The sequence below is a fragment of the Campylobacter sp. IFREMER_LSEM_CL1097 genome, from assembly GCF_025772225.1.
Lineage (GTDB): Bacteria > Campylobacterota > Campylobacteria > Campylobacterales > Campylobacteraceae > Campylobacter_D > Campylobacter_D lari_D.
Map to the genome: position 1 here is coordinate 21,025 of NZ_JAKMRT010000007.1, position 19,141 is coordinate 40,165.

Genomic DNA, 19,141 nt, shown 5'->3' on the forward strand with positions numbered 1-19,141 from the left:
CTTTAGTAAATAAATCATACTTCAAAATAAAATTTACCTTTTATAATTGCTAAAATGTCTACACAATCACTAAATTCGCTATTATAAAATTTTATTTCTTCTCCACTCATAGTTTTAAGTATTATTTTATCAAACTCATGAAAATATTGAACTATAAGAATATTTTCTTTGTAATTAATGATGATTTTATCTCCATTTTCAGCATTTTTATTACTTGATACAACTAAAATATCACCATTTTTTGCATAAGGCTCTAATTCATTATGTTTTACTTTTAAAAAACACAAATCAAAATATCCCATACCATCAAATAAATGATTTAAAAATAATGATTTTATATTAAATGTTTCTAAATATTTTCCATCTATATAGTTTTTAACTCCATCACATATAGCACAAATACTTTCTTCTATTTTCTTAAATTCAAGTTTTTTACTTATATCTATATTGTATTTTTTAAAGGCCTCACTTAGTGTCATATCAGAATCAAAGTATTCAAACCCTATCCCTGTTGCTTGCAAAATTTTCCATTTTGCACCTTGAGTAATGGAATTTACATTGTTTTCATAAGAATTGATACTACCTTTAGTAATACCTACTTTTTCTCCAAATTCTCTTTGGCTTAATCCGTATGCATTACGCAAATCTCTTAATTTTTCACCTATCGTTTTCATAAAATATATTCTACAATAAAATAATTTTAAAGAAAATAAAAAAACTTAATGATAATTATTGACAATTTTTAGAAAATAAATTATTATTTTATGAAAATATAAAGGATAGTACATGCAAATTATAGAACCAAAAAACAAAAATTTTTTAACCCCTAAGCAATTAGAATGCGAATTTGGAATTAGTCTTAGTAAACAATATAAAATGCGTATGCAAAAAAATCAAAATCAAGCTAACTCCTTGCCTTTTATTAAATTAGGAAAAACAATTCTATATAAAAGAAGTGAGATTGAAATATGGCTAGATAAAAACATGGTCAAAGGGAATTTATGAATTCTATAAAGAGCAACAAGCTACTACTTGATATTGTTTTTGAAAAGAATTTCAAGCAAGTAAATATAGAAAAACTAGAAAACATTGATTTTGAATGGTTGATAGATAGTTTTCTTGTAAAACAGTCTTTAGTAATGTTTTATGCTAGTGCAGGAAGTGGTAAGAGTTATTTTATGTTATATTTAAGTAAATATCTGCTTGATAATAACAAAGTAGATCGTATATTTTATTTTGATGGCGATAATAATGAAAGAATATTGAAAGAACGAAAAGGAAGTGAATTTTTAAAAAGTTCAAATTTTTATTATTTTTTTTCTAACAATACAAATAAGTTTAGTCTTTTTAGAGATTTAAAAAAAGCTAAAGATTTAAAAAACACATTAATTGTAATTGATAGCATTAGAAATTTTATTCAAGATGATTTTAATAAAGACTTTACAATGATTAAGGTTTTTGATGAATTGCAAAAAATAAGAGATAATGGAGCTACTATTATTTTTCTACATCATCAACCAAAACAAAAACCAGATGAAAATAATAAAGCCTACAAAGGTGCAACAACTTTTTTAGATAGTGTAGATGAAGGATATTTTTTACATAAAAAAGATATTAAAACAGATGAAGAGTTTGTAATTCTTTTAGAGCCTCAAAAAAGAAGATTTGCTACAAAATCTCAGGCATTTAAAATAAACACATTAAATTTAGAATTTGAATTTGTGGATTATTTAGAATTTGCAGAAAATCATAAAACACAAATTACCCTTAATCTCGTTAAAGAAATTCTTAATGAAAACAAAAATGGTATTTGTCAGCAAGATTTAGCAAGTAAAATCAAAAAGAAAATTGAACAAGATTATGTAGAAATAGTAGGTAGAAATGCTTTATGGAAACTGCTAGATAAATATAAAAACATTTATTGGAGTATTTTTTATGAAGCACAAGAAAAAGGTGGAAAGAAGAAAATTTTTAAGATATTATAATTAATCTTGATTTGATAGTTCTTCAAGTAAAACTATTCGCTCATACTCAAGAACTATCACATGCTAACAAAAATCAAAATAACCTACCTTGCTTTTCACCTCTCATATATTCAACAAACATTTCTTCATTTATATTTTCTTCAACCACTCCATTTTCACATTTCCATATTTTCCAATCATCACCGATTTTCACGGGAATGTAAAAAATATACCCTGTTTTTTCACTTGCATAAATATAAGCTTCTTTTAGTTTTTCAATTTTTTCTTTATATGAAGTCTCGTCTATATTTGAAGAACTACTTTTATTTACACTTTTTACTTCAAAAATATGAATTTTATTTTGCTTATCTTTAAAGATAAAGTCGGGATAACTTGTGTGTTTTCTTGTGTAATAATAATCAAATTTAATATTTGATTTATCTATGAAATTCTTACCAAATAAAGAAACTTCTACATTATTAATTTTTATTTTTTTGCAACATATATCTTTTAAATTAGCAAGGATTGTAAACCACTCCTCTTCAGCTTCACTATCAAATTGAAATCTACTCCCTTTACTTTCCCATATCCAATCAGTAAATATAACTGAACTTCCATTACTATCAAAAAAACTATAAATATCATCTCTTAATTGAACTTCAACTACATCTCCATATTTTTCATAATCTTCAACAACAGAACTTACCTTATTGCTGATATTATCTAAATTAGCATTAAACACAAACCATTTATTAAAATCTGTAACAAAATCTCTTTGCTTTTCTTTTACTTTATCACTACAAGATTGAAATTTTTTATAAGCTTTAAAAATAGACTCATTATAGTATTCTATATCATTGTTAATACAATCTGATATATCTATATCATCTAAAGCAACCTCTCTAAGAACAGTGATTTTAAATGGAGCAAATTCTTTAATTATTTCGTTTTCAAATAAACCTTTATTAATTTCACCCTTTAATTTTACTATTGTGCGTTTATTTTGATCTTCTTTAGGTTTTATACCATAAACATAAGCTGTGCTAAAAATTTCTTGAGTATTTTTATCTAATTTTTCAAAATATGTTAAACAAGGATTACGCCTTATACGCCCAATAACTTGCTCATCAAGTTGTTTAGATTGCGAATTTCTAACTTGATAAAGCATACAAGCTCTAGGCATATCAAAGCCTTCTGTTATAACCATTTTAAAGATAACAACATCAATAGGAAAATCATTTTGTTTAACATAGTTTTGCCACAGGCTTTTATTTTTTATTTTTTCTAATCTACTATTACTTTCATAGCCATTTTCTTTTTCTACAAAACATACCCATTTTAAATCTTTTTCTTTTAAAACTTTTTTGATGATTTCCATTTCATATTCTGCATTATTTTGATTAGAAATTTGTATTATAAAAGCAGGAACTATCCCTTCTTTATTATAAACTTCTTTAATGCTTTTAAATTTATCTAAAGCTTTGCTTAATCCACTTTCTAAATCTTCTTCATCTTCTATATATTCTACTTTTTTAATCAAATTTGCACTAACAGCGTCGTTTTCTGATATACAAACATCAAATTGATCGTTTTTAGGAGTAGCTGAAAAATTAATAACTTGAGTAAAATAATTTGATAACTCATTTAGCAGATTTGTAGCTATATGGCTTTCATCTCTTATTAAAATTATTTTTTTACCTAGATTTTTGCAAGTTTCTAAAAATACTAATAAGCTTTTTTCTTTACTAATTCTACTTGCTTTAGTATATTGTGAAGTAGGCAAAACAAACACATTATGATTTATATCAATATATAGACTATATTCTGTATTTTTTGTATTTTCTGCACCACTACTAATGTAAAAAGGGTTTAATTTTGTAAAAGTATTTAAAGATAAATTTGCAAAACTTTCAAAATTTTGTCCTGCTAATTTTCCTTTAGAAAGAGTAGAAACTATAAAGATAAAATCATCATCAATTTCTAGCATTTTATTCATCAAGCTTGCCATCATGTATGTTTTACCACTTCCAGTGGGTGCTTTTAAGGTGATATTTTCTTTCCCTTGCATAGCTAAATTAAACAAGGAATTTACAGCTTCATTTTGTAATTCTATAATTTCTTGTTTCATCATTCACCTTCTATTTTTCTGCAAGTTAGCTCAAATTCTTTGCATATCCATTCTATTTTATCATGGATATTTTCAAAATCTTTTCCATAAAGTTTTTCATCTATTTTTTCAAAAACTGAATGATCGCTTGAAGCAATACTTTGAATTTCACTAACTTCTAAGCTATCTCCATAAGGAGTATTTTTTTCTAACCATTTAAAATCTTTACTTTCATCATAACATTCTCCACTCATGATTCTTTTTAAACGCTTTGAAGTAACATCTAGGGCAATTCCATTTGGATTTAAATCTGTTATTTCATTATTAGTAACTAAAATAAATTGTCTATTGCCACCATCTTGTTTATTTAATTCTAAAACTGCATGTCCTGTAGTTCCACTGCCTGCAAAGAAGTCTAGAATAATATCATTTTGATTTGTGTTTGCAATAGAAATTAAATCTTTTATAAAAAAAGATGCTTTTGGATAATCAAATTTCTTTTCTTTAAAAATTTCTTTAAGTTCCTTATTACTATTAGCATTAGCATACTTTGGACTATAAAAAGTTGTTTTTGCTCTTTTTGAGGGCAAATCACCGAGTTGAGGTCTTTGTTTTTTATATAAACTATAACTTTCGCCAACCTTTTTTACTATAACTTCATCTTTATCTTTTATAAATTTATCTTTACTCCAATACCAGCTCATTTCTTTACCATCTGTTAAAGGAATAAGCTTGTGCCAATTGTTATTTTGCTCCTCTAATGAAATTTCTAATGTTTGTTTATTTATCCAAATAGGGAAAAATAAATTAGGACGAGCCTCTCTAGGAGCGTTTATACCTGTTGCCTTTAATGATCCTCCAAGCTTCCAATATCCCAAATCATCAATTTGCCAATCACTACTATCTTCATCATCTAAGGGTAAAACTCCAACTTCAAAATAATCCTTATTTTTAGCATAAAATAAACAGTGTTCTTGTGTTTCAATCATTCCACTTGAATTATCATTTCCATTGAGATTATTAACCACAGAAAGCATATATAAAAAATTTCCCTCACCAAAAACTTCATCAAACAAACATTTAACATAAGCTTGATTTCTATCATCAATACTACAAAAAATAACACCATCATCTTTTAAAAGTTGTCTTGCTAGTATTAATCTTGGATAAAGCATGGAAAGCAAATTATCTCTTGTGATTGCATTGTTGTAATTAGTTTGTGCAAATGCACCTAAATGATCTTTGCCATAAGGTGGATCTATATAAATTACTTTAATTTTGTTTTTGTAGTTAATTAAAAGATTTAAAAGAGCAGGATAATTATCGCCTATTATAAGTTTATGAGTAATTCCACCTTGATCAAAACTAAGATTTTCATTCTTTTTTAAACATCTTATTGTTTGTCCTTCATTTTTCTCCAAACGCACATCAAAATGAAAACCTGTTCTTTTATAAGTCATACCTAGAGCTGATATTTTCAAAACTTCTGTTTTATTTTCTGCATTATCGATAAGTTTTATTAGAAAATCTGCATTTTCTTTTTCTAATATACCATTGCTTGCACGATCTAAAATTTTTATTTTTTCTTCTTCTTTTAATTCTTGTAAGCTTTGCAATTCATTTCTTTCCATTTTACGCCTTTCTTAAATATTATCTAATAAATTATTATTCATTTGTTGAGTAAAATCATGATATTTATTTTGTGAAATTATAATAAAAATACATAAGATAATTATTTAAAATATTTTTAGATATACATAAAAATTACGAATCATAAATTAAAAAAATAATCTCAAAAAATCATTTTTTCTATGAGCCTCGCAGAGAATATTTTGTTATTTACTTAAAAAATGGTGTCATTTTTTGGAGTAAATAGCTATCCTGCTTTTACTAAAATTTTCATCTTAATTTTTATATTTATAAGACAAAATATTTTATACTTGTAATTAAATAAAAATCAAAAAAAGGAATGTTATGAATTTTAATTATCCAAATATAAAAAGACTAGAATCTATTTTAAATGAAACATCATTTCATCAAATTTATAATTTATGGATAAATAAACAAATTTCTCACTATGCTTTAAAAATATTAGAAAGATGGGCTGAAAATTATCCAAATACAATCAAAACTTTAGGAATGTCAGATCTAATGACTTTGGTATTACCACAGGAAAAAATGGAAATTGAAATTTTATCTAGTGCAAATTCAAAAAAACAAATAGAAAATGGTTTAACTACTATGGAAATATTACAAGAAGCAGAAATAGATTTGAACTATTATATAAAAACAAATCCTCAACTTTATTCTCCACTTTTTCAAGAAACCATGCAAGAAGATAAAGTACAAAAACTAGAAAAAAATATTAACGATGACTACTGGAAATTACAAACACAAATCATGGATTTACAACATGAAATAAAAGATTTAAATTAGTTAGTAATTTAGAACTATCAATAAATAAATCACAGAATGCATAAATACTTAAAAAGTATGTATTGTAATTAATATAATACTACTATAAAATGTAGCTTTATTCTCTTTTTATAAAAATTAAAAAGAGAATAAAAATAACCAAAAAGAAAAATAAAAAATTTTCTTATTAAATTATCAGGATAAAAAGTTATAATAATCTCATCAGAGGAGGATAGTGGCGGGATGAGACCCTCCCCTTTTTATATTTTAAATAGGGTTCTTTTTGGGGTTCTTTAAAAAATATAAAAAACTGTAAATATCTAAAAATAAGCCTTTATAAATATTAGTTAAAACTCAATCGGACCACCATTTTTTATTTCTTTCGATCAATTCACTACATATATTTTAACAAATTCGTAAATTCTTGGATTTCTTTTTCTTGATCTAAGATGATTTTTTTAGCAATATCAGTGATAGTTTTGTCTTTAGAGTAAAATAAAATTTGTTTTGAAGCATCTACTGCACCTTGATGATGTGCTATCATCGCTTCTAAAAAGTCTTTATTGATGTTTTTGCTTTCTTTAACCGAACTCATTAAAATCATCATTTTTTGCATTAACTCTTTCTCTTCTTGAACGAATTTTTTATAAGTTTCTTCATCAATTTGAGTTTTTGTATAAAGATTTTTATCTAGAATTTCTTGAAATTCTTGGATTTCTTTTTCTTGAGCTTTTATGATATTTTGAGCGATTTTTTTCATCTCTTCACTTTTTGTATGTTCTAACAAAATCTTAGATGAATCAATAGCACCTTGGTGATGTGGAATCATATTAGCTAAAAAATCTCTTTCTATGTCATTGCTTTGTACTAAAGGATTTTTCATCATAGGTTCATGCATACTCATCATGATTTGTGATGAAATACTTCCAGAAGCTCCATGATGAGCATGATGAGAATTTGCAGCAAATAAAGCACTTGCTAAAACTAAACTTGAAACTATAGTTTTAATTTTCATTTTTTTCCTTTTTTTAAAATAACTTTGGAATGTTATAAAAATTATATAAACTAAAATTAACAAAGAAAAAAACATTTTTTTGTTATAATCTATAATACTAAAAAAATAATAAGGATGTTATATGCTAAAAGAACTACTTGAAATAAAAAAAGAAATGGAACCTATAATTCATGATTGTTCAGTAAAAATTCAAGTAGCCGCAAGAGAAGTGATCGTAAGGAAAAGAGAATATGAAATCTATGGTCCTATGATAGATAGAGTATATCTTGATAATGCTATATATATAAAAGTTTTTGGTAGTGGGCGTGATACTAAAAGCACTAAAGTAGATATTAAAAATGGACTTTATATGGTTTATGTAGCACCTGATAAACCTACTAATCAAGAAATTATGAATAAACTAAAAATAGCATTTGAAAGTATAGATAATAAATTCATCTCAAGAATTTTAGAACTCAATAGAAGAATGAAAGAAGTGATTAACAAAACTCAAGCAACCCTAGCAAAAGCATCAAATATGAATGTTTTGATAGAAACAAATCTAGGCGAAGCTACCGCGGCACATAAATTTGTAATAACTATTAAATATTTAAAAGATAATCAAAAATTAGAATTAAAAAATTCAAAATCTGCAGGAAGTTTTAGAGATACCAAAAATCATATCAACCTAGTAGTAGAAAAAAATACTGATTCTGCTGTATGTGAAAAACTTCTACATGATGTTGAAATTTATTTTATAGGAAATGGAAAGTAAAATCACTTTTTTACTCTCAAATTTGCTAAATGCGTCAAAGCTACTGCGATAGCATCGGTAATATCAAGTGGCTTGATGTCTTTTGAAATTCCAAGTAATCTTTTTACCATAAAAGCTACTTGCTCTTTAGTAGCTTTTGCTTTACCTGTTACGGTTTTTTTCACTTGTAAAGGTGTGTATTCTGCAAATTCTCCATGAATTTGTAAGATTTTTAAACTCAAAGCTCCACGAAATTGTGCTAGTTTTAGAACCGTTTTTGGATTATAAGCAAAAAATATATCTTCTATAGCTACCTCATCAAACTGATGATTTTTAAAGATTAGATCAAGTCCTTCACATAATTCTGTAATTTGATACTGTAAATCATTGGGTTTGATTTTGATAAGTCCTGCTTCTATGAGTTGATTTTTATTATTTATTCTTTCTACAATAGCATATCCACAATATCTAGAACCAGGATCTATCCCTAAAACTTTCAAACTTTTCACCTTTTTATTCACATAGATGTGAAATTTAAATTTTTATGTGAATAATTTTAACCATTTTTTATAAAAAATAAGCTAGAATTTTAAGTTTTACATCATAATTTATAAGAATAATAATGAATATAAAAGATTTTTTATTTGAATTTAAAACTGAAATTAGCAATAACGAATACAATACTTACATTTCTCACTTACAATTTAGTGAAAAATTAAGTAAAAATAATATCTTAGTATTTATCGCACCAAATCATTTTTTGGCTAAATTTATACAAACAAAATACGCACAAAAACTAGCTTATTTTTATGAAGTAAAAACAGGGATTAACCCTCAAGTTAAAATCATAACAAATGATCAAAAGATAGAGAAAAAACATTTTTCTACAGATATTTCACAGATTAAATTTCAAAGTACTATTTTAAATCCTTCTTTTACTTTTGAAAGCTTTGTTGTAGGAGATTCTAATCAATTTGCCTATGCAACTTGCAAAGCCATTACCGATAAAAGCAAACTTGGAAAATTATACAACCCTATCTTTATCTATGGCCCTACAGGACTTGGAAAAACTCACTTGCTTCAAGCTGTCGGAAATGTGTGCTTGGATAATGGATATAAGGTTATTTATGCTACAAGTGATAATTTTATCAATGATTTTACCATGCATTTAAATAACAAAACCATGAGTAAATTCCATGAAAAATACAAAAATTGCGATGTTTTACTCATCGATGATGTGCAGTTTTTAGGTAAAACAGACAAAATTCAAGAAGAATTTTTCTTTACTTTTAATGAAATCAAAGAAAAATTTGGACAAATCATCATGACAAGTGATAATCCTCCAAATATGTTAAAAGGCATAACAGAACGCTTAAAAAGCCGTTTTGCAAATGGGATCATCGCAGATATCACTCCACCTCAGCTTGATACAAAAATCGCAATTATCAAGAAAAAATGTGAATTTAATGCTATTTATCTCAAACCTGAAGTCATAAGCTACATCGCTACTTCAATGGGAGATAATATCCGAGAAATTGAAGGCATGATTACAAATCTAAATGCTCAAGCAAGACTTTTTAATCAAGAAATCACTTTAGAAATCGTTAAAAGCTTTATGAAAGATCACATTAAAGAAACAAAAGAAAATATTAGTGTTGAAGACATACTTGCTGATGTTTCAAAAAGCTATAATCTTAAATCAAATGATATAAAATCAAATAAAAAAACACAAAATATCGTTATGGCAAGAAGGGTTGTGATATATTTAGCAAGAGAGCTTACAACTATGTCTATGCCTCAACTTGCTAGATTTTTTAATATGAAAGATCACACTGCCATTTCACATAATATTAAAAAAATTCAAGAGTTAATGAGCGAAAATGAAAACCTAAAAGCCATAGTAGAAGAATTAAGAAATAAAATTTTGACAAAAATAAAAAGCACCCTGTGAATAAAAGTGAAAAATAAAAAATTTTATTCTATGAGTAAAATTTCTATAAAAAAAGGCTTTTAAAAAGCATTTCACATTTTCACATTGCTTATTATTATGATAAAATAAATTTAAAAAACAAAGGAAGTAAAAATGAAAATTAGCATTAATAAAAACACTTTAGAATCTGCCATAGTTTTAACTAACTCTTATGTAGATAAAAAAGACTCAAGCAACATCGCTTCTCACTTACTTTTTGAAGTAGTTGAAGATAAATTAATCATAAGGGCAAGTGATTATGAAATAGGTATTAACTATAAAATCAAAAAAATTAAAGTTGAAAGTGCAGGTTTTGCAACTGCTAATGCTAAAAGTATTTTAGATATCATTAAAAGTTTAAATAATGAAGATGTGGTCTTAGAAACTATAGAAAATTTCCTTTTTATTAGACAAAAAGGAACTAAATATAAACTTCCTATGTTTAATTATGAAGATTTTCCAAATTTCCCAAGCACTGAAGGAAAAGATAAATTTGATATTGATTCAAGTGATTTAAGTAGATCTTTGAAAAAAATCCTACCTGCAGTTGATACAAATAATCCAAAGTATTCTTTAAATGGTGCTTTACTTGATATAAAAACAACCCACATTAGCTTTGTAGGAACAGATACTAAACGCTTAGCGGTTTTTACACTAAATAAAACAAACGAAAAAGAATTTAATCTTTGTATCCCTAAAAAAGCTATTTTAGAAATGCAAAAAATCTTTTTTGAAAAAATTGAAATTTATTATGATGAAAATATATTGATTGCAAAAAATGACAATTTTGAGTTTTTCACAAAACTTATTAATGATAAATTCCCTGATTATGAAAGAGTAATTCCAAAAAATATTACAAAAGAATTTATTTTTAAAACAGAAGAATTTATGGACGCATTGAAAAAAATCAATGTAATTACTGAAAAAATGAAATTAAATTTCCATAAAGATAAACTTGTATTTGAAGGTATTAGTTTAGATAATATGGAAGCAAAAACTGAACTTGAAATGGAACTTAATATAGATGAAGAATTTAATCTTTGCATTAAAAATAAATTCATCACTGACTTTTTAAATTCTATTGAAAGTGAAACATTCAAACTTAGCATAAATGAACCTCATATGGCGTTTTTAGTTTCAAGTGAAGAATTACAAACTGTAATTATGCCAGTTATTTTATAAGGAAAATAAATGCAAGAAAATCAAAATTATGGCGCAGGAAATATTAAAGTTTTAAAAGGCTTAGAAGCTGTTAGAAAACGCCCTGGTATGTATATAGGTGATACCAACATAGGCGGTCTTCATCATATGATTTATGAAGTAGTGGATAATTCTATCGATGAAGCTATGGCAGGTTTTTGTGATACAATCAATGTAGAAATTACCGCAGAAGGCTCTTGTATAGTAAGTGATAATGGTAGAGGAATTCCTGTGGGAATTCACCCTACTGAAAATATCCCTACTTTAACTGTAGTTTTAACTGTGCTTCATGCAGGTGGAAAATTTGATAAAGATACTTATAAAGTTTCAGGTGGTTTACACGGGGTTGGTGTAAGCGTTGTAAATGCTTTATCAAAAAAATTAGTTGCTACAGTGCATAGAGATGGAGAAATTTATCGCCAAGAATTTTCAGAAGGTAAAGTTACAAGTAATTTTGAAACCATAGGTAAAAGTAAAAAAACAGGAACAATCATAGAATTTTGGCCAGATGATCAAATTTTTGAAGTGACTGATTTTGATTATGAAATTTTAGCTAAAAGATTTCGTGAACTTGCATATTTAAATCCAAAAATTACTATAAATTTTAAAGATAATCGTGTAGGAAAAGCAGAAAGCTTTCATTTTGAAGGTGGTATAAGTCAATTTGTTACAGATTTAAATAAAAAACAAGCTCTAACTAAGGCAATATTTTTCAATGTAGATGAAGAAGATGTAAATGTTGAAGTAGCATTGCTTTATAATGATAGTTATAGTGAAAATTTACTTTCTTTTGTTAATAATATAAAAACTCCAGATGGTGGAACGCACGAAGCAGGTTTTAGAATGGGCTTAACTCGTGTTATTAGCAATTACATTGAAGCAAATGCTAGTGCTAGAGAGAAAGACTCTAAAATCACAGGTGATGATGTAAGAGAAGGTTTAATAGCAGTTGTAAGTGTTAAAGTACCTGAGCCACAATTTGAAGGACAAACTAAAGGAAAATTAGGTTCAAGTTATGTTAGACCTATAGTTTCTAAGGCTTCTTTTGAGTATTTGACAAAATATTTTGAAGAAAATCCTATCGAAGCAAAAGCTATCATGAATAAAGCTTTAATGGCTGCTCGTGGTAGAGAAGCAGCTAAAAAAGCTAGAGAATTAACCCGTAAAAAAGAAAGTTCAAGTGTAGGGACTTTACCAGGAAAATTAGCTGATTGTCAAAGTAAAGACCCAAGTGAAAGCGAAATTTATTTAGTTGAGGGTGATAGTGCGGGAGGTTCTGCAAAACAAGGTAGAGAAAGAACTTTCCAAGCGATTTTACCTTTAAGAGGTAAAATACTCAATGTTGAAAAAGCAAGACTAGATAAAATTTTAAAAAGTGAACAAATTCAAAATATGATCACAGCTTTTGGTTGTGGTATTGGTGATGAGTTTGATATAGAAAAACTAAGATATCATAAAATCATCATTATGACAGATGCTGATGTAGATGGTTCTCATATACAAACTTTGCTTTTAACATTTTTCTTCCGCTTTATGAATGATCTTGTAACAAATGGACATATTTATTTAGCTCAACCACCTTTATATCGCTATAAAAAAGGTCAGAAAAAAGAAATTTATCTAAAAGATGAAAAAGCTTTAAATGATTATTTGATCGAAACAGGTATAGAAAGTTCTACTTATGAGGGTATAGGATTAAACGATTTAAAAGATTTTCTAAAAATCGTTGCAGCTTATAGAAGTGTTTTAAAAGAATTAGAAAAAAGATTTAATGTAATTTCAGTGATTAGATATTTGATAGAAAATCCTGATTTGATAAAAGCTTCCAATGAAGAATTATTTAAAGTCATAAAAGAATTTTTAGAAAAACAAAATCATAATATATTAAATTCATATATCAATGAAAATGAAATTCGTGTTTATGTGCAAACTGAAAATGGTTTAGAAGAGCTTATCATCAATGATGATTTATTTGCTAATCCTTTATATGAAGAGGCAAATTATATTTATCAAAAAATCAAAGATAGAGATTTAAAATTTGATAAAGATATTTTAGAAATTTTAGATGAAGTTGAAAAAAATGCTAAAAAAGGTGCTTATATACAACGCTATAAAGGTCTTGGTGAGATGAATCCTGAACAACTTTGGGAAACAACTATGGATCCAAGTAATCGTCGTTTATTAAAAATTACCATAGAAGATGCTCAAAGAGCAAATGATACTTTTAACCTTTTTATGGGTGATGATGTAGAACCACGCCGTGAGTACATACAAGCTCATGCTAAAGATGTTAAACATTTGGATGTTTAATTTTTAAATGATTTTTTTAATTGGAGGGCAAGGTCATAGTGGAAAGACCTTGCTTGCTCAAAAACTTCTTGAAAAATTTTCCTTTTAGAGTAGATGAGGATGAAAAAATAACTGATTTTTTATTTCCTATTGTAGATGGTATGATTCAAACTTGTATAGAAAATAAACAAAATTTAATCATTGAAGGATTTTATCTTACTCCAAAAAAGTTACAAAAATTTCAAAATCATTCTGATATTAAAATACTTTTTATTCTTTTTTCAAAAAAATATATTTTGCAAAATTATGAATTAATCTATTAAAATGAAAATGTTATAGAAAAGCGTTTATTTAGTGAAAAAGAAGAAATAAACACTCTTATTTTAAATTATCAAAAATTTAAAGCTCAATGTGAAAATTTAAATCTTCTTTTTATAGAAATTCAAAAAGACTATAAAATAGAATTAAAAAATGTAATAGAATTTTTTGCTTAAAAGCAAGCAAATAGTTATATAATATCTAAAAAATTTATAAGGATTAAAATGCATTTTACTCAGCAGCAATTGCAACGATTAATGCTTCATTATGCAGGGAAAATCGCTAAAGATAGAAAAGAGCAAAAAATAAAATTAAATTATAATGAAGCTTTAGCTTATATATGTTATGAATTAATGGAACTTGCAAGAAAAAATTTAAGTGTGAGTGAGTTGATGAGCATAGGGAAAACTTTACTTACAAGTGAAGATGTGATTGATGGTGTTGCAAGTATGCTTGAAGAAATTCAAATAGAACTTCCTTTTGAAGATGGCACAAAATTAGTTACTATACATGAGCCTATAGCAAATGATGATAAAATAAAAGCTGGAGAGATATTTTTATCATCAGAATTTATTGTGCTTAATGAAAATAAAACTTCTATAGAAATTAAAGTAAGCAATAAAGGTGATCGTCCTATACAAGTTGGTTCGCATTTTCATTTCTTTGAAGTTAATCGCTTTTTGTCTTTTGATAGAGAAAAAGCTTATGGTAAAAGGTTAAATATCGCTTCAGGAACAAGTGTGAGATTTGAACCAGGTGAAGAAAAAACAGTAAGTTTAATAGAATTTGGTGGTTTAAAAAAGGTTTTAGGTTTTAATAATCTTTGTGATGATTTTATCAATGATGAAAATAAAACTAAAGCTTTATCAAAAGCAAAAGAGAAAGGATTTCTTTGATTAAGATTAGCAAAAAAGACTATGTAAATATGTATGGTCCAACAACTAATGATAAAGTAAGATTAGCAGATACAGATTTAATTTTAAGAGTAGAAAAAGATTATACTTTATATGGCGAAGAAGTTAAATTTGGTGGTGGTAAAAATATTAGAGATGGTATGGCTCAAAGTGTAAGTGAGGGAGAATTTCCGGATTTAGTTTTAACTAATGCTTTGATTGTTGATTATACTGGTATTTATAAAGCAGATATTGGGATAAAAAATGGCTATATAGTAGGTATAGGAAAAGCAGGCAATCCTGATATACAAGATGGAGTTGATTCTAGCTTAGTTATAGGCACAAGTACAGATATTATCGGTGCAGAAGGTTTAATAGTAACTGCAGGTGGTATTGATACTCATATACATTTTATCTCCCCAACTCAAATTGAATGTGCCTTATATAGTGGTGTTACTACTATGATAGGAGGTGGTATAGGACCAAGTGAGGGAACAAATGCTACAACTTGCACAAGTGGGGCTTATCATATACATTCTATGTTAAAAGCTACGCAAAATTACCCTATGAATTTTGGCTTTTTAGGTAAAGGAAATTCAAGTAATAAAAATGCTTTAAAAGAGCAAATCATAGCTGGTGCATGCGGCTTAAAAATTCATGAAGACTGGGGTGCTACTTCTAGTGTGATTGATACTAGTTTAAATATAGCTGATGAAATGGATATACAAGTAGCTATCCATACAGATACTTTAAATGAAGCAGGTTTTGTAGAAGATACGATTAAAGCTATTAATGGTAGAGTTATCCATACTTTTCACACTGAAGGTGCAGGTGGTGGCCATGCTCCTGATATTATTAAAATGGCAGGTTTTGAAAATGTTTTACCTGCAAGTACTAATCCTACTATGCCTTTTACTAAAAATACCATTGATGAGCATTTAGATATGCTTATGGTTTGTCATCATTTAGATAATAAAATCAAAGAAGATGTTGAATTTGCAGATAGTAGAATTCGTCCTGAAACTATAGCAGCAGAAGATAAACTTCATGATATGGGTGTTTTTAGCATTATGAGTAGTGATTCTCAAGCTATGGGACGTGTAGGTGAGGTGATTTTAAGAACATGGCAAAGTGCTGATAAATGTAAAAAAGAATTTGGTGCTTTGAAAGAAGATAATGATTTAGATGATAATTTCCGTATTAAGCGCTACATAGCAAAATATACTATAAATCCTGCTATTGCACATGGGATTGATAGTTATGTTGGTTCTATTGAAGTAGGAAAATTTGCTGATTTAGTGCTTTGGCAACCTAAATTTTTTGGAGTAAAACCAAAGCTTATTTTAAAAGGTGGCTTGATAGTAGGTGCAAAAATAGGCGATGCTAATGCTTCTATCCCAACACCTGAGCCTATTATCTATGAAAAAATGTTTGGAGCAAATTTAAATGAAAATGCTTTACATTTTGTTTCTAAAGCTTCTTTAGAGGCTAATATACCTGAAAAATTAAGCTTAAAAAGAAAATGTGTTGCAGTAAAAAATTGTAGAAATATCACTAAAAAAGACTTGAAATTTAATGATAAAGTTCAAGATATAGAAGTAAATCCACAAACTTATGAAGTAAAAATAAATGGTGAGCTTATTGGCTCTAAGAGCGTTGATTCTTTAGCTTTAGCTAGAAAATATTTTATGATTTAATGATTTTACTTCAAAATAAAATAACGCATTATGATTTAAATAAAGAATGCGATTTTTTAGAGCTTAGTTGGTTTGATACTTTTAAAAAGATATTAAGAACAACGACTTTAAAAGGACTAGATGTCGCTATAAAAATGCCTGATAATAAAGGTTTAAATCATAATGATTGTTTATATGATGAGGATTTTTTGATTTTAGTGAAGATTAAACCTGAAAAGGTTTTAAAAATTCACATAGAAAATGAATACAACCTTGCTTTAATAAGTTATCAAGTGGGTAATATGCACTTAAATTTATTTTATAAAGATCATAAACTTCTTACTTTAGAACAAAACTCTATCATAAGGTTTTTAGAAAAATTTAATATAAAATACGAAAAATGTGAGGAAATTTTAGAGCCAAAATATATGCTTGATATGCCAAGTTTTATCCAAGTTGATCCAAATTTTAAACTTATCAAAGAGTAAAGATGAATAAATTAAATTTTTTACTTTTACAAATTAGTGATTCTTCTTTTCCTATAGGAGCTTTTTCACATTCTTTTGGTTTAGAATCTTATGTGAATTTTGCTTATATAAAAAATATAGAAGATGCTAAAAAAGTTTTAAAAACTCAGCTTTATTCTAATATTTTGTATTTTGAGCTTTTAGCTTTGAAAATAGCTTATGAAAATGCAAATGATGTAAAAAAATTACTAGTCTTTCAAAGAAAATTTTTATCAAGTATAGTTGCAAAAGAACAAAGTCAAGCTTATGTTTTTTTAGCTAAACGCTTTGTAAAAAATGTAAGTCTTTATGGATTATCAAATCCTTTATTAAATCAATACATTAAAGAAAATCAAACTCCTATTTATCCTTTTGTGTATGCTTTATTTTGCAAAGATAATGAACTTGATTTTATGTATGAAAGTTTTTTGTTTGCTTTAATGAGTAATTTTGTTAATATTCTTGTAAAAATCGTGCCTTTATCACAAAATGAAGGGCAGATTTTACTTTTTCAATTACAGCAAGATTTTCAAAAGGTTCTTTCTAAATTACAAAATTTAACTTTAAAAGATTGGTGTGAAAATCACAATATCTTAAATGATTATTTGGGTATAAAACACCAAAATTTAGCATTTAAAATTTATATTTCTTAAAAGGGTTCTAATGGTTAAAATAGGCATAGGTGGTCCTGTGGGTAGTGGTAAAACAGCTTTGGTATTAAATTTATGTCAAGCTTTAAAAGATGAGCTTTCTTTGGCTGTGATTACAAATGATATTTATACAAATGAAGATGCAAATTTTTTAATCAAACAAGGCGTTCTTGAAAAAGAAAGAATCATTGGAGTGCAAACTGGAGGTTGTCCTCATACAGCCATTAGAGAAGATGCTTCTTGTAATCTTGAAGCTGTTGAACTTTTACAAGAACGCTTTAGCGATTTAGATCTTATTTTTATAGAAAGTGGTGGAGATAATTTATCAATGACTTTTTCACCTGAACTTGTGGATTTTTTTATCTTTGTTATAGATGTTGCTCAAGGAGAAAAAATTCCACGCAAAGGTGGTCCTGCTATTTGTAGATCTGATTTAATGATTATCAATAAAATAGATTTAGCTCCTTATGTGAATGCTTCTTTAAAAATCATGCAAGAAGATACTTTAAAAATGCGTGGAGATAGACCTTTTATCATGAGTAATCTTCAAACTAAAGAAGGTTTAGATGAAATCATTACTTGGATTAAAAAATACACACTTTTAAAGGATTGATTTGTTTGCTCAAAAGAGTGTTTTTAAACTTACATTAGATACTATCAATGAAAAAACTATCATAAAAAATTCTTTTTTTACTCCTCCTTTTAAACTTATGAGGAATTTTTATGATAAAAAATTAACTAGTATATATGTTTTAAACTCTAGTGCTGGAATTTTTAAAGAGGATCATTTAAGTTTTGAAATCATATGTAAGAAAAGTACAAACACCGCTATACTCACACAAAGTTATGAAAAGGTATATGATACTAAAGATTCTTTTGCGAGTAAAAATATTGATTTTACTCTTGAAGAAAATGCAAGCTTTTTTTATATGCCAAAGCCACTTTTGCTTCAAGAAAATGCAAATTTTATACAAAACACAAAGATTAATCTAGCTTCTTTTTCAAGATTAGTTTATGTTGATTTTGTCATTTTTGGTAGAGTGGCTATGGATGAAAAATTTGCTTTTAAAAATTATGAGAGTTTAACTCAAATTTATAGAAATGATACTTTAATTTTAAATGATAAAATTAAAATCAATCCTTCTTATATGAAAGAAAATGATTTAAATTTTTTTGCAAATCATACGCATTATTTGAGTATTTATCTTTTTGGATATGATGAGTTTTATGAAGAATTAAAAGCTTCATTTGACGATATAAATCAACTTTTTTATGAGGGTTTGTGTATAAAAATTCTTAGTAATGAAAGTGAAAAATTACTTTCACTTCAAGATAAGCTTTTTAAATTTTGTCAAAATAAAATATAAAATATTGTGGTATTATAAAGTTTTAAAAACAAACTAAGG

The 19,141-nt window shown here is 26.7% G+C and carries 19 protein-coding genes; 14 read left to right on the forward strand and 5 right to left on the reverse strand.

The annotated features are described in order from the left end of the window. Window positions 1–14 precede the first annotated feature (14 nt). Window positions 15–674, reverse strand: coding sequence for a helix-turn-helix domain-containing protein (locus L8W64_RS04245; protein WP_002871903.1), 660 nt, complete (start codon window positions 672–674; stop codon window positions 15–17). A gap of 112 nt (window positions 675–786) precedes the next feature. On the opposite strand from L8W64_RS04245, the gene L8W64_RS04250 reads away from it, so the two are divergent. Together L8W64_RS04250 and L8W64_RS04255 are read left to right on the forward strand one after the other, a co-directional pair. Beyond that, entirely contained in the window at window positions 787–1,005 is a 219-nt protein-coding gene (locus tag L8W64_RS04250; protein ID WP_002871904.1) for a helix-turn-helix domain-containing protein, read from the forward strand. Further along, complete coding sequence (locus tag L8W64_RS04255; protein WP_263672928.1) at window positions 1,002–1,985, forward strand: helicase RepA family protein; 984 nt, start codon at window positions 1,002–1,004, stop codon at window positions 1,983–1,985. The genes L8W64_RS04250 and L8W64_RS04255 overlap by 4 nt, the downstream gene beginning before the upstream one ends. 73 nt (window positions 1,986–2,058) lie before the next feature. Here the strand turns inward: L8W64_RS04255 and L8W64_RS04260 are convergent, their stop codons facing one another. Together L8W64_RS04260 and L8W64_RS04265 are read right to left on the reverse strand one after the other, a co-directional pair. Next, on the reverse strand, window positions 2,059–4,092 hold the full coding sequence (locus tag L8W64_RS04260) for a DEAD/DEAH box helicase (protein ID WP_263672929.1): 2,034 nt from the start codon (window positions 4,090–4,092) through the stop codon (window positions 2,059–2,061). Then, complete coding sequence (locus L8W64_RS04265) at window positions 4,092–5,702, reverse strand: site-specific DNA-methyltransferase (RefSeq protein WP_263672930.1); 1,611 nt, start codon at window positions 5,700–5,702, stop codon at window positions 4,092–4,094. The genes L8W64_RS04260 and L8W64_RS04265 overlap by 1 nt, the downstream gene beginning before the upstream one ends. Window positions 5,703–6,045: 343 nt before the next feature. Between L8W64_RS04265 and L8W64_RS04270 the strand changes: the two genes are divergently transcribed. Then, entirely contained in the window at window positions 6,046–6,507 is a 462-nt protein-coding gene (locus tag L8W64_RS04270; protein WP_047208733.1) for a hypothetical protein, read from the forward strand. 373 nt (window positions 6,508–6,880) lie between these two features. Here L8W64_RS04270 and L8W64_RS04275 read toward each other — a convergent pair whose 3' ends face one another. Next, on the reverse strand, window positions 6,881–7,501 hold the full coding sequence (locus L8W64_RS04275; RefSeq protein ID WP_214115518.1) for a DUF305 domain-containing protein: 621 nt from the start codon (window positions 7,499–7,501) through the stop codon (window positions 6,881–6,883). Between the two features lie 121 nt (window positions 7,502–7,622). Between L8W64_RS04275 and L8W64_RS04280 the strand changes: the two genes are divergently transcribed. Further along, complete coding sequence (locus L8W64_RS04280) at window positions 7,623–8,255, forward strand: hypothetical protein (protein ID WP_133319079.1); 633 nt, start codon at window positions 7,623–7,625, stop codon at window positions 8,253–8,255. Between the two features lie 2 nt (window positions 8,256–8,257). Here L8W64_RS04280 and ruvC read toward each other — a convergent pair whose 3' ends face one another. Further along, on the reverse strand, window positions 8,258–8,734 hold the full coding sequence (gene ruvC / locus L8W64_RS04285; protein ID WP_039627288.1) for a crossover junction endodeoxyribonuclease RuvC: 477 nt from the start codon (window positions 8,732–8,734) through the stop codon (window positions 8,258–8,260). Between the two features lie 122 nt (window positions 8,735–8,856). On the opposite strand from ruvC, the gene dnaA reads away from it, so the two are divergent. The 10 genes from dnaA to L8W64_RS04335 all read left to right on the forward strand — a co-directional run bounded on the left by dnaA (window position 8,857) and on the right by L8W64_RS04335 (window position 19,102). Next, on the forward strand, window positions 8,857–10,185 hold the full coding sequence (dnaA, locus tag L8W64_RS04290; protein ID WP_220566951.1) for a chromosomal replication initiator protein DnaA: 1,329 nt from the start codon (window positions 8,857–8,859) through the stop codon (window positions 10,183–10,185). A gap of 132 nt (window positions 10,186–10,317) precedes the next feature. After that, a complete protein-coding gene (dnaN, locus tag L8W64_RS04295; RefSeq protein WP_039617031.1) occupies window positions 10,318–11,385 on the forward strand; it encodes a DNA polymerase III subunit beta in 1,068 nt (355 codons plus the stop codon). A 9-nt stretch (window positions 11,386–11,394) separates the two neighbouring features. Beyond that, window positions 11,395–13,713 carry a DNA topoisomerase (ATP-hydrolyzing) subunit B gene (gene gyrB, locus L8W64_RS04300; protein ID WP_263672931.1) on the forward strand — a complete coding sequence of 773 codons (2,319 nt, stop codon included), beginning with the start codon at window positions 11,395–11,397 and terminating at the stop codon, window positions 13,711–13,713. A 38-nt stretch (window positions 13,714–13,751) separates the two neighbouring features. After that, the gene (locus L8W64_RS04305; protein ID WP_263672932.1) at window positions 13,752–14,015 is read left to right on the forward strand and encodes a hypothetical protein; all 264 of its coding nucleotides are present in this window, start codon (window positions 13,752–13,754) and stop codon (window positions 14,013–14,015) included. Window positions 14,016–14,234: 219 nt separating this feature from the next. Continuing rightward, a complete protein-coding gene (ureB, locus tag L8W64_RS04310) occupies window positions 14,235–14,906 on the forward strand; it encodes an urease subunit beta (RefSeq protein ID WP_133319084.1) in 672 nt (223 codons plus the stop codon). Beyond that, on the forward strand, window positions 14,903–16,600 hold the full coding sequence (ureC, locus tag L8W64_RS04315; RefSeq protein WP_263672933.1) for an urease subunit alpha: 1,698 nt from the start codon (window positions 14,903–14,905) through the stop codon (window positions 16,598–16,600). Before ureB ends, ureC begins: the two co-directional genes overlap by 4 nt. Beyond that, window positions 16,600–17,067 (forward strand): urease accessory protein UreE, encoded by a 468-nt coding sequence (locus tag L8W64_RS04320; protein ID WP_052243344.1) that lies wholly within the window; start codon window positions 16,600–16,602, stop codon window positions 17,065–17,067. The genes ureC and L8W64_RS04320 overlap by 1 nt, the downstream gene beginning before the upstream one ends. Window positions 17,068–17,069: 2 nt before the next feature. After that, window positions 17,070–17,738 (forward strand): urease accessory protein UreF, encoded by a 669-nt coding sequence (locus L8W64_RS04325; RefSeq protein ID WP_263672934.1) that lies wholly within the window; start codon window positions 17,070–17,072, stop codon window positions 17,736–17,738. A gap of 10 nt (window positions 17,739–17,748) precedes the next feature. Next, window positions 17,749–18,348, forward strand: coding sequence for an urease accessory protein UreG (gene ureG, locus L8W64_RS04330; RefSeq protein WP_214125663.1), 600 nt, complete (start codon window positions 17,749–17,751; stop codon window positions 18,346–18,348). Window position 18,349: 1 nt separating this feature from the next. Beyond that, window positions 18,350–19,102, forward strand: coding sequence for an urease accessory protein UreD (locus L8W64_RS04335; protein ID WP_220566958.1), 753 nt, complete (start codon window positions 18,350–18,352; stop codon window positions 19,100–19,102). The last annotated feature ends 39 nt before the right edge of the window (window positions 19,103–19,141 follow it).